This is a genomic window from Larkinella knui (assembly GCF_003858645.1).
Taxonomy (GTDB): Bacteria; Bacteroidota; Bacteroidia; order Cytophagales; family Spirosomataceae; genus Larkinella; species Larkinella knui.
This window is the reverse complement of the sequence record NZ_RQJP01000001.1, coordinates 2003788-2020526: the sequence shown is the minus strand read 5'-3', so window position 1 is coordinate 2020526 and position 16739 is coordinate 2003788. Positions and strand designations below refer to the sequence as shown.

Below are 16739 nucleotides of genomic sequence, written 5' to 3'. Positions count from 1 at the left end.
AGTCCGTGTTCTCAGAACATTGAACTTGTTACAGGAAACACGGGCTAAAGTCCGTGGGAACTTACGGAAACAGGAAGGTATTCCTGTTTTTTTATGCCCGTAAAAAATGGAAACCCGTTGCCCTTTCATTCAGTACTGGATTATTTCCAGTAAAAATTTTATCTTTTCATAAACGTAGAAAATACATTTATTATCTATATTTGCCCACCAAAGCCTGCTCGTTCGTAGAAAGGCTCATCCATCACAAGCATTCTCAAATGATTTCTTTTGACCACTTGGAAGTCTGGTTTGTCACCGGCAGTCAGCATTTATACGGCGAGGAAACCCTTAAACAAGTCGCGGAGCATTCCCGGACCATCGTCAACGCGCTTAATCAATCGACCGCAATACCGGTAAAGATCGTTTTCAAAACCGTCCTGACGGGTCCCCATGAAATCTATTCGCTGTGTCTGGAAGCGAATAGCGCACCCAACTGCATCGGTTTGGTGACCTGGATGCATACCTTTTCGCCCGCCAAAATGTGGATCAACGGCTTGAAGATTTTGCATAAACCGCTCCTTCACCTGCATACCCAATTCAACCGCGACATTCCCTGGGAAGACATCGACATGGACTTCATGAACCTCAACCAATCGGCGCACGGCGACCGGGAGTTTGGGTTCATCAACGCCCGGATGCGGCTGGAACGGAAGGTTGTTGTCGGACATTGGGAAGATCCCGAAGTACACGAACGAATCAACGTCTGGGCGCGGGTGGCTGCGGGTTGGCAGGATTTGCAGGGAGCCCGGTTTGCCCGGTTTGGTGACAACATGCGGGAGGTGGCCGTCACGGAAGGCGATAAAGTGGAGGCCCAGATCAAGTTCGGCTATTCGGTTCACGGATACGGTGTTGGGGATCTGGTGGCGTATATCAATCAGGTTACGGATCAGGAAATCAATGCGTTAGTGACGGAGTATGCCCAACGTTATCAGGTTGTAGCCGATTTGCAAAAAGCCGGATTGCGCCACGAATCCTTGCGGGATGCGGCAAAAATCGAAATTGGCTTACGGGGTTTTCTGGACGATCATAAAATCAAAGGATTCACCGATACATTCGAAGATCTGCACGGCCTGAATCAATTGCCCGGAATTGCCGTACAGAGACTGATGGCCGATGGCTACAGTTTCGGGGGCGAAGGTGACTGGAAAACGGCGGCTTTGGGCCGGGCCATCAAAGTGATGGGAGCGGGGCTTCCGGGCGGCAGTTCGTTCATGGAAGATTACACCTACCACCTGTCGCCGAACGGCCAGCGGGTTTTAGGGGCGCACATGTTGGAAATCGACGAGTCAATTGCCGATGGAAAACCGTCCTGCGAAATTCATCCGCTGTCGATTGGCGGCAAATCCGATCCCGTCCGGCTGGTCTTCAACGTAGCCCCCGGAGCCGCCATCAACGCGTCGGTGGTGGACATGGGGAATCGGTTCCGCCTGTTGGTCAATAATGTAGAGGTGGTTCCGACGGAACAGCCGTTGCCCAGGCTCCCCGTAGCCCGCGTATTATGGGATGCCAAACCGAATCTGAAAACGGCGGCAGCTGCCTGGATTCTGGCTGGCGGTGCCCACCACACCGTTTTTAGCAAGGCCATCACGTCCGAATACATGGAAGATTTCGCCGAAATCGCCGGTATCGAATACGTTCTAATCAACGAAGAAACCAAAATCCACGCCTTCAAACAGGAGCTGCGCTGGAACGAAGTATACTACCACCTGAAGAGTTAAGAGTGATAAGTTAAGAGTGTATGCGTCAGCCAACTCTTAACTTATCACTCTTAAACCTTAATTCTTAACTCCTTATGGCTTTTGTGATTGGAGTAGATTTTGGCACCGACTCGGTTCGGGCGGTGCTGGTCGATGCCCAAACCGGTGACGAACTGGCTTCCGGCGTTCATGAATACGCCCGCTGGAAAACCGGTGCTTTTTGTGACCCCGCCCGCTCGCAATTCCGGCAACATCCGCTCGACTACCTCGAAGGGCTGGAGCAGTCGGTCCAAAGCGCGCTCCATTCCGTTTCGGCGGAAGTGATTTCGGGCATCAAAGGAATTTCGGTCGATACGACGGGTTCGACGCCCGGCCCGGTTGATCGAAACGGGACCCCTTTGGCCTTGCTGCCTGAGTTTGCCGATAACCCGAATGGGATGTTCATTCTCTGGAAAGATCACACGGCCAATCAGGAAGCGGAAGAAATCAATCAGCTGGCGCATCGCTGGGACACGGATTTTACCAAATACGTCGGCGGTATTTATTCGTCCGAGTGGTTTTGGGCTAAAATTCTGCGGACCCTGCGGGTGGATGAATCCATTCGCCCGGCGGCTTTTTCGTGGATCGAGCATTGCGACTGGATTTCGGCGGTTCTGACCGGAAATACCAATCCGCTGACCTTGAAACGCAGCCGGACGGCAGCCGGCCACAAGGCGCTCTGGCACGAAGAATTTCAAGGGCTGCCTTCGGAAGAATTTCTGACGACGCTCGATCCGCTATTGGCGGGTTTGCGGGATCGGCTTTTCCGGCATACGTACACGTCTGACGAACCAATGGGTACGATTTCGGCGGAATGGGCACAAAAACTGGGCGTTCCGAACGATGTCGTCATTGGCGTGGGCGGTTTTGATGCGCACATGGGAGCCGTCGGGGCCAATATTGAATCGTATGCGCTGGTGAAAGTGATCGGCACATCCACCTGTGACATGCTCATGGCACCCTCCGAAGACGTCGGCCATCTGCTGATTCGCGGGATTTGCGGTCAGGTCGACGGCTCCATCGTGCCGGGCATGCTGGGCATGGAAGCCGGACAATCGGCCTTTGGGGACCTCTACGCCTGGTTCGCCCGGCTGATTCTGGAACCGGTCGCCGGATTGTTGACCCAACAGGGACAGGCGAATCTGGTTCCGTCGTTGCAATCCGCGCTGATTCCGTATTTGGCCGAACAGGCCAGCCAATTGCCCGTCAATGAAACCGATCTTGTATCCATCGACTGGCTCAATGGCCGCCGGACGCCCGATGCCAACCACACCCTGAAAGGCGCTATTTCCGGTTTGAATCTGGGCAGCAGTGCCCCCCACGTTTTCAAATCGCTGGTTGAAGCAACGGCGTATGGTGCCCGCCGGATTGCCGAACGGTTTGTGGAAGAAGGCGTTCCGATTCATCAGGTCATCGCCATCGGCGGGGTGGCCCGGAAGTCGGCTTTTGTGATGCAAACGCTGGCGGATGTCATGAACGTACCAATCAAAGTGGCCGAATCCGACCAGTGCTGCGCCCGGGGAGCCGCCGTTTGTGCCGCCGTAGCAGCGGGTATTTACCCGACATTTGCCGAAGCGCAAAAAGCGATGGCGTCGGCTTTCGACGCCGTGTATACGCCCCGCCCCGAACGGGCTGCCACGTATGATGTGCTCTATCAGCGGTATTTGAGTTTGGGCGGTTTTATCGAGAAGAAAAGCTAATCGTCAGTTTCTTATGAATAATTATCAGTCACTGAAAGAAGAGGTTTACGAGGCTAACCTGGAAATTCCCCGGCAAAAACTGGCGATTTATACCTTCGGAAATGTCAGCGGCATCGACCGTCAGAAGGGCGTCGTCGGAATTAAACCGAGCGGTATTCCGTACGATGAATTGACGCCCGGCGATATCGTCATCGTGGACCTGGACAATCAACTGGTTGAAGGGAAAATGCGCCCGTCGTCCGATACCAAAACGCACACCTTGCTTTATCGCCATTTTGAAACCATTGGCGGTATTTGCCACACCCATTCGACGTATGCCGTTGCGTGGGCGCAGGCCATGCGCGAGATTCCGAACCTGGGTACGACCCACGCCGATCATCTGGTGGCTTCCATCCCGGTAACGGAGGTAATGTCGGACGCCATGATTCAGGGTGATTATGAACACGAAACCGGCAACCAGATCCTGAATGTTTTTCGGGACCAGAACCTTTCGGCCAGTGAAGTCGAAATGGTGCTGGTGGCCTGCCACGGTCCATTTGCCTGGGGGAAAAGCCCGGCTAAGGCGGTGTACAATGCGACTGTTCTGGAGGAACTGGCCAAAATGGCGTACCTCACGCTGACGATCAATCCCACGACTCCGCGCATCAAACAGAGCCTGATCGACAAGCATTACTTCCGGAAACACGGCAAAGACGCGTATTACGGACAGGATTATTGAACCGTATTCATCCATTTCAATCCCCTTCCCAAAAACCATGACGCTCGGACTCGAATCAGTTGACTATTTCATCTTTCTCATCTACTTCGTCATCGTCGCCGTTTACGGGTACTGGGTATACACGCACAAAGGCAAGCAAACCGCCGACTCGAAAGACTTTTTCCTGGCCGAAGGCTCGCTGACGTGGTGGGCCATCGGAGCGTCGATTATTGCCTCCAATATTTCGGCAGAGCAGTTTATTGGCATGAGCGGGCAGGCGTTTCAGCTGGGGCTGGCCATTTCGGTGTATGAATTGGTGGGCGGTTTTTCGCTCATCATCATCGCGGTTTATTTCCTGCCGATGTACATTAAAAACAAGATTTACACCATGCCCCAGTTTCTGCAAAACCGCTACGACGGGCGGCTGGCGACGATCATGGCGGTTTTCTGGCTGTTTCTGTACATCCTCGTCAACCTGACGTCCATCATTTACCTGGGCGCGTTGAGTCTGGAAAAAATGACCGGTTTTGACTTCATGGCCTGCGCCGTTTTCCTGACGGTTTTTGCGGTTTTTATTACGCTGGGCGGTATGAAAGTCATTGGCTACACGGACGTTATTCAGGTGGTCTGTCTGGTGGTGGGCGGATTGGCCACTACGTATTTAGCCCTCGATCTGCTTTCCGACCGGGTCGGGACAGGCGCGGGTGTTTTTGAAGGATTGAGCCTGATTCGCGAAAAAGCCGACAGCCATCTGCACATGATTTTTAGCAAGGGACAATACCAGGTTCACGACGGAAAAGGCGGTTTTACGGATGCCTACAGCCAGCTGCCCGGTTTGATGATGTTCGTCGTGGGCGGCCAGTGGATTGTCAATTTTAACTATTTCGGGTGCAACCAGTACATCACCCAACGTGCGCTGGGGGCCGACCTGACTACGGCCCGAAACGGCCTGCTGTTTGCGTCGTTCCTCAAAATTCTGATGCCATTCATTGTGGTGTTGCCGGGCCTGGCGGCTTACGTGATCTTTCAGGAGAATGCCGAACCGGCTATTGTTCAGGGGATTACGGAAGGCGGTATTGTGAAACCCGATAATTCGTACCCGGTTTTGCTCAATCTGCTGCCGGTTGGCCTGAAAGGACTGGCATTTGCCGCGCTGACGGCCGCCATTGTGGCCTCGCTGGCGGGGAAAGCCAATAGCATCGCGACGATTTACATGCTCGACATTCACCAGAAGTTTTTCAATAAAAACCTGACCGAAAAGCAAACCGTGTGGCGGGGGCGGGTGGCCATTGTCGTTTCCTTCGTTGTGGCCCTGGTGATCAGCCCGTTTCTGAAGAATCTGGGGCAGGGGTTTGAATACATTCAGGAATACACCGGTTTTATTTCACCCGGTATTCTGGCGATTTTTCTGCTTGGTTTTTTCTGGAAAAAAGCGACTTCCAACGGCGCGCTGGCGGCTGCTTTGCTGAGCATTCCGTTGTCGGCCTACCTGAAATTTAATGCGCCGGGTATTCCGTTTTTGAACCGGATGGGGCTGGTTTTCTGGGCGTGTGTCGCGGTGCAGGTGGTGATCAGTCTGGCGGAATCAAAAGGGAAAGATTCGCCGAAAGCCTTCGCCGTGGAAGCCAGTTGGTTCAAGGTTTCAAAACCGTTCCTGATTGGTGCCGCCGTTATTACCGGACTGGTTCTGGTGGTATTTGCGGTGTTTTATTAACGTACCCACGGTCGGGCGGCCGCAGTTACATTCAATGGAAATCGTATATAATCAGCACGAAAAACACTTCGTAGCTTTAGACTGCATTATTTTCGGATTTGATCAGCAGGGACTCCAGCTGTTGCTGATCAAACGCGGATTTGAACCCGAAAAAGGCAAATGGTCGCTCATGGGCGGTTTTTTGCGAAGCGACGAAAGTGTGGATGAAGGGGCCGAGCGGATTCTGGAGACGCTGACGGGCCTGACCGGCGTGTATATGGAGCAATTATATGCCTACGGGGACGTCCGGCGCGACCCGGTGGCCCGCACCCTGTCGATTGCCTATTACGCCCTGATTCGTACCGATCAATACGACAAAAAACTGGCGGATTCCCACAATGCCCAATGGTTTCCGGTATCCCGAAAGCCGGATTTGATTTTCGACCACAATGCGATGGTCGAAAAAGCACTGGCCCGACTTCGGCGTCGGGCGCGTACGCAACCCATTGGTTTTGAGCTTTTACCCGAAAAATTTACCATTCCCCAGCTCCGAAGTCTCTACGAAGCCATCAATAACCAGCCGCTCGATCACCGTAACTTTAGCAAACGTCTCAATTCGATGGAATGGCTGGTGAAGCTGAACGAAAAAGACAAGGCTTCGTCCCGCAAAGGTGCTTTTTACTACCAGTTTGACCCGAATTTATACCAGAAACTAGTGCAGGAAGGCAGCAGTTTTGACCTGAAGTGAGGCTGTCCCGCCGAACATTAGTCTTTGCTATACGGCTGTAAAACACGGACTAAAGTCCGGGGACGGAACGGCAAACCAGATTGTATCTTTCCTTCTTGACCCTAATGCAAACGATACCGGTCAGGGATGTCAAACCTGACCGGTATTGCTTGTTCAAATCCGCAAAGCTTTCAATTCCCGCACCGCAAAATCGGCTGCGCGGGCAGACAGGGCCATATACGTCAGCGACGGGTTGACGCAAGCCGATGAGGTCATGCAGGCTCCGTCGGTAACAAATACGTTTTTGACCGCATGAATCTGGTTGTTGCCGTTGAGCACCGACGTTTTGGGGTCGCGTCCCATGCGGGCGGTTCCCATTTCGTGTATGGCCTGGCCCACAACCGAGCCCTGGTCGTAGGTTTTGACGTTGATTAACCCCGCCATTTCGAGCATTTCCTGGGCGTCGTTGATCATGTCAACCCGCATTTTTCGCTCGTTTTCGCCGATTTCGGCGTCGAAGACCACCGTGGGCATACCCCATTTATCCAACTGGTTTTTATCCAGATACATCCGGTTTTTGTATTCGGGAAGTTGTTCGCCAAACCCGATCAGGCCCATCGTCCACAGCCCCGGTTTGGTCAGTTCCTCTTTCAGTGACGCTCCAAAGGCCAGTTCAGCCACCTGATGCTGCCAGCCCTGCCGACCACCGCCCCCCTGGTAACCGAAACCGCGCAGGTAGTCGCGCTTATCCGATCCGATGTTTCGATACCGGGGAATGTAAATACCGTTGGCCCTCCGACCGAAATAATACCGATCCTGCCCGCCTTCCCACTGCCCATTGGCGCCAATCCGAAAGTGGTGATCCATCAGATTATGGCCCAACTGGCCCGAATCATTGCCTAGGCCGTTCGGAAAGCGATCGGATACCGAGTTCATGAGCAGCGCCGTAGAAGCCATCGCGCTGGCACAGACAAAGATAATTTTTGCAACGTATTCCTGACTTTCGAGGGTCAGCGCGTCGGTCACCCGAACGCCCGACGCCCGTTGTTTCTGGGCGTCGTAAAGCACCTCCGTTACCACCGAATTGGGGCGGAGGGTGAGCCGCCCCGTTTTGACCGCGGGCGGGAGCGTGCAGGATTGGGTACTGAAATACGCGCCGTACGGACAACCCCGAACGCATTGGTTGCGGTATTGGCAGGGCGACCGGCCGTTGTCGACCTGTACTTTTTGTGCTTCCGACAGGTTGGCGGTTCGGCCAATGGTCATGATGCGGCCCGGAAAGTTTTTCTCAATACTTTTCCTGACCTCTTTTTCGACCAGATACATGTCCATCGGAGGCAGAAATTCACTGTCGGGAAGTTGGGGCAATCCCAGCTTTTCACCCGAAATACCCGCAAATTTCTCCACGTAGGAATACCAGGGAGCCAGGTCTTTGTAGCGGATGGGCCAGTCAATCCCGATGCCTTCTTTGGCATTGGCTTCGAAATCAATATCGCTGAACCGGTACGACTGGCGGCCCCACAAAATGGATTTTCCGCCCACGATGTTCGGCCGCAGCCACCGGAACGGTTTCTCCTGGCGGTAGGAGGTGTCGCCACCGGGCATCAGATACGTCGGGACGGTTTTTGCCGGATCCGGCAATGCCTGCGGGTATTTCAGAGCCAGTTCACCCAGTCGGGTCGTTTCCGGCATTTCCCAGGGCGCTTTCAGGGCTTCGGTGTAACCCGTTACGTGTTCCAGCGGTCGTCCCCGCTCCAGCATCAGCACCCGCAACCCTTTCTCCGTCAGTTCTTTGGCGGCCCACCCGCCACTCACGCCCGACCCGATTACAATGGCGTCGTAGGTCAGGGCCTTTACCGCATCGATGTTGAGATTCATAGTTTTCTACTGTTCAGGAAGCGAGAATTCGTTTAAATGGCCCACACCTTTTGACCCGGTTTTAACGGAATGTCGCCCTGAAACCGACCGGGAACGGGAAGGTACGCCAGCGTTTGGGTGGCCCCGGCTTCCGACGTAAAGTAGCCGACGATGGTTAGCTCGCGGAGGGTTAGAAAAAAGGCCTTTTCGCGTTGGGTAAGCTGACGGACCACCTCGGCCCGTTGCGGGTTGTCGAGATCCGAAAAGGGCTTTCCAAAGGCGGTTTTACTGAGAGCATCCGTTTGCTGCAATCCTTTCTGAAACGTTTCCTGCTGGGCGGGTGCCGTGCAGTTTCCAATAACATGCCCGATAAACCGGGGAACCCCCGCATCTTTCGCACCGGGCGTATCGGTGGCCGGAATGATCACTTCCGCGAGGTCTGCGATGAGTTTTTGCTGGGGTGCCGTGAAAATCAGCGGAACCTCGGCCGTGGTTTCACCCCGGAGAGCCGCCTGCACGGGCAGCGATAGGGTAGCACCTACCAGTAGGGCCAGCCGTTGTAAAGCCTCCCGGCGAGGAATCAGATGAATTGCCATTGATTGGATCGGTTTTAGAAACAATAGGCGAAAATCAAGATAAAGAATCTGACTGGTTAAAGCACCTGAAGCCGCTTGTTTACTCATTAGCCAGTAGCCAACCCTACGGAAAGGGTTGTCAATAAGCCAGTTCAGGGTAAATAAAGGGGTGATAAATTTCGTATCTAACCGACCCAAAGCAGGCTGGAGGATAAGAACACGTTTATACCGGATTGGGCGCCATGAGCGGCAGAGCAACCGTAAAAAAGGAGTTGTCGGCGGTAACGATGGGGTCATTTTGAGCCAGCAGGCGGTATTTAGCCATAATATTGGACAAACCAACCTGATTGGAAATTACCTTCCCGGTTTTGCGCTGGAGGTTGTTGCGAACGATCAACCGACCAACCTGGCTCGTTTTGATCTCAATCAGCAGCGGTTTATTGGCGTGAATGACGTTGTGTTTTACGGCATTTTCAACCAGCATTTGCAAGGTCAACGGCGGTAATTGGTACGTTCGGAAGGGTTCTGCAATCACCACTTCCAGCTGAATACCAGCCCCATACCGGGTTTTGAGTAAGTGGAAATACGACTGGATGAACCTCAGTTCGGCTTCCAGCGTGGTCAGTTCGCCTTCGTTGGTCTGGAGCAAATACCGGTATACTTTTGACATTTCATCGACAAACTCCTCCGCCCGGTGGGGTTCGTCGGCAATCAGTGACGAGAGGGAATTGAGGCTGTTGAACAGAAAATGGGGATTGACCTGGCTCTTCAAACTTTCGTACTGACTCTGAAGATTAATTTTCTTCAACTGTTCTTTTTCCAGCGTATTCTCGCGCCAGCGGTTGAGGGAGTAGACGCTTTCGTCGATCCCGACCGATACCAGATTGGCCGCCAGATTGAGTAGCAGAATCTGCCCGGTCGAAGATGGATTGTGTTGATAGCCAAATAGATGAAAATAGTCGTACACGGCTATGCCGCCCAGAATGAAGAAAGGGGTGACGAGCAGAAACACCAGCAGGAGCCGCCAGACCCGTTGCCAGGTCTGGCCCAGATTCGGATACCGACGGACAACCCACTGGGTCAACTGATCGAGGGTAAATAAACAGACACTGGCGATGACCAGATTCAGGAGTGTAGCCGACAGAAAAGTTCCGACATGGGAGAGGTAGCGGTCGCCAACCACCCAGTAGGAGATGAGCGGAATGAACCACGGAAAGAGCAGCAAAAAGTGCCACTGGCTCTGTTTGCGAAGGCGCGGTAAACGACGCAATAGGCTGAGAATAACTGACTTCATAAATCAATCGCATTCGCTTAATTTACCGATAGAGAAGGCTTGGAACACGAACTTAGTACATTAAATGCGGGAATTACCGCCTGAATTGTACAATAAGCGACCTGAATTGGGATCGTTTAGCTGGGTTTGCCGGGAGCGGTGGTGCTGTTGAGCAAAGGCAATGACACTTCAAAATGCGTCTCCGTCTCCCGCACCTGCCCTTCATCACCGCTTAGCAACCGGTATTTCGCCAGCAGATTCGCCAGTTTGGCCTGCGAAACCTTCATCAAAACCGTTTTGCGCTGTAGCGTATTCCGAACCAGCAGACGCCCATTCCGAGTGGTCGATATATCAATCGAGAGTGGATTGTCCGGACTCATGGTATTGTGTTTGATGGCATTGTCGATCAAAATCTGGATGGTCAGGGGAGGCAGTGCATACTCCAGAAAAGTGATAGCGGTAGTCTGGTTGATCCGCAGACTCGGGCCGTAGCGGGTGTGTAACAAATCGGCGTAATTGGCCACAAACTCCAGTTCCGTTTGCAAACTGACCAGGTCACGGGTGTTGGCCTGCAGCAGATACCGGTAGACTTTCGAAAGCTGGTCGACAAACGTTTCAGCCAGCTGCTGATCTTCGCCGATCAGCGACGAAAGCGAGTTCAGGCTATTGAACAGAAAATGTGGATTGATTTTCATCTTCAGGGAATCGAGTTGGTGCTGAAGAGTAGCCTGCCGGAGCTGTTCGTTTTCCGTCTGGTCGCGGTGCCACTGGTTGTAGGTATAAAAAGCAGTGAGCGCAACGCAAAAACAGAGGTCAAAAATGAGGCCGAGTACCAGAATGGGTCGCACCACTTTCCAGGAAAATGACACTTCCAGACTCGGGAAGAGACTGTAAGCAAACACATCCAGCGTGGCTAAACCGACGGTCAGTACGCCCACGACGATCAGCATCACCAGCGTTCGGCGCGTGGCCCGCTGAGCGTCGGGGTAGTGGCGAATAACCCAGCGAACTGCCAGCGTCAGGGTGATTACCGAAAACCAGTACAGCCCGAAAATTACCGTGTTTCCCACCAAAAAAAGCCGCCAGTCATTAAAATACCGGGGGCCGACGAAATAATAGTTGCCGATTGGAAACAAAACCGGCATCATCAGAAGGTGGTACCAAAGCTCCCAGGGGGAGAAAAAAGAGGTCAATCGTCGGTAAGGCGTTTGATTCATTCGCAAAGTCCGTCGGAGGTTGCTAATTTTTCAAAAATCTCTTAAAATTACGCTTTTTAAATGATGATTTAATCCTGTATCTACAAGAAGAGGGAAGATGGTAAAAAAGCAGCGCCAGCGATAGGGTTTTAAAAAATCCTTATCGAATGGAATAGATGATTTAATGCCTTTTTAAACTGAGTTTAATTGAATTTTAATTATAATCCAGCACTTTTGATCTCATTGATCTTTGCGGCCTGCCCATTTTTTTCTCCAACACTATCCCTTCATCAAATGTAATTTTTCGAATACAGACTGATTAAGATGAGTAAAAGTAAAGGATAGAACAGGTATATTTCCGGAGCATTATGAAAAAGAAGAGCTACATGCGTTCATTGATGAGCCTGGTAGTGGTTTTGTTTTTATATAATGCTACCCCCGGTTTATCGTCCTCCCTATCCAGGCTTAACTCGACAGGTCAAAAGAACCGGAGGTCCTCCAAACCACCGGAGCCATATCAAGGTAATGATACGGAAACCCGGCGCAAAGAAAACCCAGAAACAACAACCTCTGATCATTACGGCATCAACATTCCTGCCGTAGCTTCAAAATGGGCAAATACCGGAGCCCGGCTTCCTGATAATTCAGACTATACATCCCGTTTCGGAATCTTATCCTTTTTGTCTTTGTATGTCACACAGGAGTCCTTTGTGATCGAATGTTTTGTTAGCCCATACTGGTGTTTTGTGCACTGATTTTCTGATTTTATTCATGTATAGTTTTTTAATAAAATAGTGTAAAACCTGTTGAATGGAACCCCACAACTCCTCTTTCGATGAACATAAAGTACTTCATGATTTGAAGCACTATTTACCGGCCCAGTCACCGTTAAAAGATTTTATCCATCATAATACGCTCCACGCATTTCAGAATTTAAAATTTCATGATGCCCTGCGTACAGCGTCTGAATTATTCGGCTATAAAGTTTCTTTATCCTTGGAAGAATACCGATCCCTGTTCAAATCAGGACGGATTCACGAAGATGTCCTGGATAAAATTATTACGGATAAAATAGGGGATAAAGAGCTGAAAAGCTGGAAAGAAAAAATGATTTCGAAGGTGTATAACACCGCAACTATTCCACGGATTGGCATGCTGCGTTCCAATTGGAAGAAGGTGTATCATACCGACCTGGATTCAATGGTCCATCCGATTCTTTTCCGGATTCTCTGTAGTTATCTCGATCAGGGGATTGCAATCTGGAAATTTCCAGGTAGCGAAAAGAGCTTTCTGAACGCCTTAAAGGAAATGGAGAGCAACAGCTTTAGTAGTTTGTTTCGGGGTAAACGGGCTCGGAATCTGTTTTTAAACAGTACTTGTGAAATAAACGATTTGTTGAAAATTCTTGTCGGAGACGAATCCCTCTATGCACAATACCTCTACGATCAACAGTTTGCGCATCAGGGTTGGTCCGGCATGGTTTCGGCCATCGAAGATCAGCCACAAACTTTGCTGGATAAACGCGATATATCGACGCACGACCTGATTGTCTTTGAACTTCTATTGGAAATAGATGCCCTTGATTTTCAATTTGGCGCGAACTGGTCGCCCTTGTGTAAGGGCCTGACCCAAAAACCAATCGAGTTATTTGCCGAGGTTCCAAAGACGGAGCACAGCCAGGTGATGGCCATCTGGCAGGAAGCGTTTGAATGGAGTTATTACGACCGGGTGCTGGCCGGTATTCAGATCGAAAAAAAGAGTACTGTTGCCCCTCAAAAGAAAAGTTTTCAGGCGATGTTCTGTATCGATGATCGGGAGTGTTCATTCCGCCGTTACCTGGAACAGTTTGACCCCGCCTGCGAAACATTTGGCACGCCCGGATTCTTCGGGGTTGAATTTTTTTATCAGCCACTCGACGGGAAATTCTACACCAAAGTATGCCCCGCCCCGGTTACGCCAAAGTATTTGATTAAAGAATTTGGTTCGAAAACCAAACGTCAAAAGGATATTCATTTTTCGAAACATTCCCATTCGTTTTACAGTGGCTGGTTAATTGCCCAGACGCTGGGTTTTTGGGCGGCTGTTCGGCTATTCTTCAATGTTTTCAAGCCATCGGTTACGCCGGCAATGGCTTCGTCGTTTAAACATATGGATAAGTTCTCGAAGCTTACCATTGAAAACAAAAATACCGATCACAAAGAGAACGGTTTGCAGATTGGATTCACGATCGAAGAAATGGCGATACGGGTCGAAAATCTGCTGAAAAGTATTGGGATGGTAACCGATTTTGCCCCAATTGTTTACGTGGTCGGACATGGTTCGAGCAGCGTGAACAATCCGCATTATGCCGCCTACGATTGTGGCGCCTGTTCGGGTAGAGCGGGTTCCGTTAATTCACGGGTTATCTGTTTTATGGCTAACCATCCGGATGTGCGCGAAGTTCTTCGGACAAAGGGCATTATGATCCCGGAAGAAACGCAGTTTGTCGGTGCGTTACACGACACTACCCGCGACGAAATACAATTTTATGATGAAGATTCGCTGACCCCATTAAACCGTAAATACCATCAGAAAAATGAGTTGGTTTTTGATAGTGCGCTGGATTTTAATGCCAAGGAAAGGTCCAGACGATTTGAGTCGATCGACACGCACCTGAGCCCGGCTAAAATTCACGAGGCCATACGGATTCGCTCGGTTTCGCTGTTCGAGCCACGCCCTGAACTGAACCACGCGACCAATGCCCTGTGTATTGTGGGCCGCCGGGAGTTATCAAAAGGCTTGTTTCTGGATCGTCGGTCCTTCATGAATTCATTCGATTACCAGGTGGATCCGGAAGGGAAATACTTGTTGAACATTCTGAATGCTGCGGCTCCGGTATGTGGTGGGATCAATCTTGAATACTATTTTTCGCGGGTCGACAACCAGAAGCTGGGTGCCGGCACCAAATTGCCCCACAATGTGATGGGTCTTTTTGGGGTAGCCAACGGAATCGATGGCGATTTAAGACCGGGATTGCCGAGTCAGATGATTGAAGTTCACGATCCGGTTCGCCTGTTAATTATTGTTGAACACGAGCCAAATGTCGTACTGAATACGATTCAAAAAAATCTTGCGACCTACGAATGGTTTGTCAATGAATGGGTAAATCTAGTCGTTGTACATCCGGTAACACACCGGCTTTTTGTGTTTAGAGAGGGTGATTTTGTTCCTTACGAACCGTTGATCTACCCGGTTACCCAGGTTAATGACTTAGCGACCTTATTAGAATCCAATCAGGAAAACATTCCGGTTTACGCACTTACTTAGCACATTTCATGACATCCATTCTCCACTATTTTATTCTCCTGCCACTGGCTGGATTTCTGATTAGTTTACTGATTCCGGAAAAAAAAGAATCACTTATTTCGTGGACGGCTTTCTCTGTCGTTGGGCTGCACATGGTCTGTGCTTTCATCTTTCTGGTATACTGGCTTCTGCACGGGCATTCGATCCTGAATCAGAAAGATTTTGTTGTTTTTCAAACGAACGGCTACGAATTTTTTATTGATTTTTATTTTGATAAAATCACGGCATCGTATCTTTTTGTTGGCTCATTCCTTACTTTTTTAGTAACGGTTTATAGCCGGTATTATCTTCACCGAGAAGAAGGGTATAAGCGGTTTTTTAATGCCATACTTTTTTTTTATTTGGGGTATATAATCACCATATTTTCCGGGAATCTGGAAACCTTGTTTATTGGGTGGGAAGTGCTCGGTATTTCGTCATTTCTCTTAATTGCGTTTTATCGGGATCGGTATTTACCGGTAAAAAATGCAGTGAAAGTATTTTCGATTTATCGCATCGGTGATATCGGGCTGATTATCGCCATGTGGCTGAGCCACCACCTCTGGCACGAAAACATTACCTTCCTGCGATTAAGCAACTATGAGTTTGTTCACGAACACATTCAGTCGCACAGTTTTATCGGAGCTTTTTTGTCGCTGATGATCCTGATTTCGGCATCGGCTAAATCGGCCCAACTCCCCTTTTCGTCGTGGCTACCGAGGGCCATGGAAGGTCCTACACCGTCAAGCGCTATTTTTTATGGCTCTCTTTCCGTCCATTTGGGCGTTTTTATCCTGCTGAGAACCTATCTTTTCTGGGAACATCAAACATCGATCCGGATTCTGATCGCGGTTCTTGGATTGACTACGGCCATTATTACCACCGGTATTGCACGGGTTCAATCGTCCGTAAAAAGCCAGATTGCCTATGCATCTATCGCCCAGATTGGGTTGATTTTTATTGAAGTTGCGGCCGGTTTTGGAAATCTGGCGCTCTTCCATTTTGCCGGTAATGCTTTTTTAAGAACCTATCAGTTGCTGGTGTCGCCCTCGGTCGTTAGTTACCTGATTCGGGAACAGTTCTATAATTTTACACCCCATGAGCATACCGTTGAGGATTCATTTCCGGCCAAACTAAAAAATACGCTCTATATTCTGTGCATCAAGGAATGGAACCTGGACTCGATAATGTACCGATTTCTGTGGAATCCTTTGAAATGGGCCGGGAAGAAAATGGATTTTCTGACGGTACAACGCGTTGTCATTTTCTTCATCCCGACGTATTTAATTGGCCTCTATTGCCTTTATAATGAAGATACCGTTCCGGCTCGTGTGCTCGCGACTTTGCCAATCCTTTTTTCACTCATTGGCTTAGTTATGGTTCTGAAATCATTTGCAGAAAGAAAGCGAGCGGTGATGAGCTGGATTTTAATTATTATGAATCACTTTTGGATTGCGCTGGCGGTTTCGTTTAATGAACATTTTAAAAGTACCCAGACCTTTATTTATTTAAGCGGTATTGTCGTTTCCGGATTTGTTGGTTATGTGTGTTTAAGGCGCATTAAGTCGCTCGAAAATAGCATTGATCTTGACCGTTTTCATGGACACTCGTACGAGTATCCAAAAATCACTTTTATCTTTCTGCTGGCCTGTTTGGGGTTGTCCGGTTTTCCGATCACACCAACGTTTGTGGGCGAAGATCTAATCTTTACTCATATCCACGAAGATCAATTTATGCTGGCTTTTTTCACGGCTTTAAGTTTCATCATCGACGGGCTGGCCGTGATCCGGATTTTTGCCCGCGTGTTCCTGGGTCCGCACGTGAAGACGTATCATGAAATTGCGTACAGATCATCCTGATGTAGACAGTATTCGATCGGAAAGTTGACTTTTTTTTCAAATTTGGGGCATCTTTGCAGCAAC

The 16739-nt window shown here is 50.1% G+C and carries 11 protein-coding genes; 7 read left to right on the top strand and 4 right to left on the bottom strand.

Going from position 1 to position 16739, the window contains the following annotated elements; translation table 11 throughout:
• Positions 1 to 257: 257 nt before the first annotated feature.
• The 5 genes from araA to EHT87_RS08140 all read left to right on the top strand — a co-directional run bounded on the left by araA (position 258) and on the right by EHT87_RS08140 (position 6613).
• Positions 258 to 1757 carry an L-arabinose isomerase gene (araA, locus tag EHT87_RS08160; RefSeq protein ID WP_124905621.1) on the top strand — a complete coding sequence of 500 codons (1500 nt, stop codon included), beginning with the start codon at positions 258 to 260 and terminating at the stop codon, positions 1755 to 1757.
• Between the two features lie 74 nt (positions 1758 to 1831).
• Positions 1832 to 3475: a ribulokinase gene (locus EHT87_RS08155; RefSeq protein ID WP_124905619.1), complete on the top strand. Its 1644-nt coding sequence runs from the start codon at positions 1832 to 1834 to the stop codon at positions 3473 to 3475.
• Positions 3476 to 3488: 13 nt separating this feature from the next.
• Positions 3489 to 4193, top strand: coding sequence for an L-ribulose-5-phosphate 4-epimerase (locus EHT87_RS08150; protein ID WP_124905617.1), 705 nt, complete (start codon positions 3489 to 3491; stop codon positions 4191 to 4193).
• 37 nt (positions 4194 to 4230) lie between these two features.
• Complete coding sequence (locus EHT87_RS08145) at positions 4231 to 5886, top strand: sodium/sugar symporter (RefSeq protein ID WP_124905615.1); 1656 nt, start codon at positions 4231 to 4233, stop codon at positions 5884 to 5886.
• Positions 5887 to 5920: 34 nt separating this feature from the next.
• Positions 5921 to 6613 (top strand): NUDIX hydrolase, encoded by a 693-nt coding sequence (locus tag EHT87_RS08140; RefSeq protein ID WP_124905613.1) that lies wholly within the window; start codon positions 5921 to 5923, stop codon positions 6611 to 6613.
• Positions 6614 to 6766: 153 nt separating this feature from the next.
• Here EHT87_RS08140 and EHT87_RS08135 read toward each other — a convergent pair whose 3' ends face one another.
• The 4 genes from EHT87_RS08135 to EHT87_RS08120 form a co-directional block, all read right to left on the bottom strand.
• Entirely contained in the window at positions 6767 to 8470 is a 1704-nt protein-coding gene (locus EHT87_RS08135) for a GMC oxidoreductase (protein WP_124905611.1), read from the bottom strand.
• A 32-nt stretch (positions 8471 to 8502) separates the two neighbouring features.
• Entirely contained in the window at positions 8503 to 9045 is a 543-nt protein-coding gene (locus tag EHT87_RS08130; protein WP_229320893.1) for a gluconate 2-dehydrogenase subunit 3 family protein, read from the bottom strand.
• 202 nt (positions 9046 to 9247) lie between these two features.
• Entirely contained in the window at positions 9248 to 10318 is a 1071-nt protein-coding gene (locus EHT87_RS08125) for a sensor histidine kinase (protein ID WP_124905609.1), read from the bottom strand.
• Between the two features lie 116 nt (positions 10319 to 10434).
• Positions 10435 to 11514, bottom strand: a complete 1080-nt coding sequence (locus EHT87_RS08120) for a sensor histidine kinase (RefSeq protein WP_229320891.1) — start codon at positions 11512 to 11514, stop codon at positions 10435 to 10437.
• 789 nt (positions 11515 to 12303) lie between these two features.
• Here EHT87_RS08120 and EHT87_RS08115 point away from each other — a divergent pair.
• Positions 12304 to 14799, top strand: a complete 2496-nt coding sequence (locus EHT87_RS08115) for a YbcC family protein (RefSeq protein ID WP_124905607.1) — start codon at positions 12304 to 12306, stop codon at positions 14797 to 14799.
• A gap of 8 nt (positions 14800 to 14807) precedes the next feature.
• Positions 14808 to 16676, top strand: a complete 1869-nt coding sequence (locus tag EHT87_RS08110; protein ID WP_124905605.1) for a proton-conducting transporter transmembrane domain-containing protein — start codon at positions 14808 to 14810, stop codon at positions 16674 to 16676.
• Positions 16677 to 16739 lie beyond the last annotated feature (63 nt).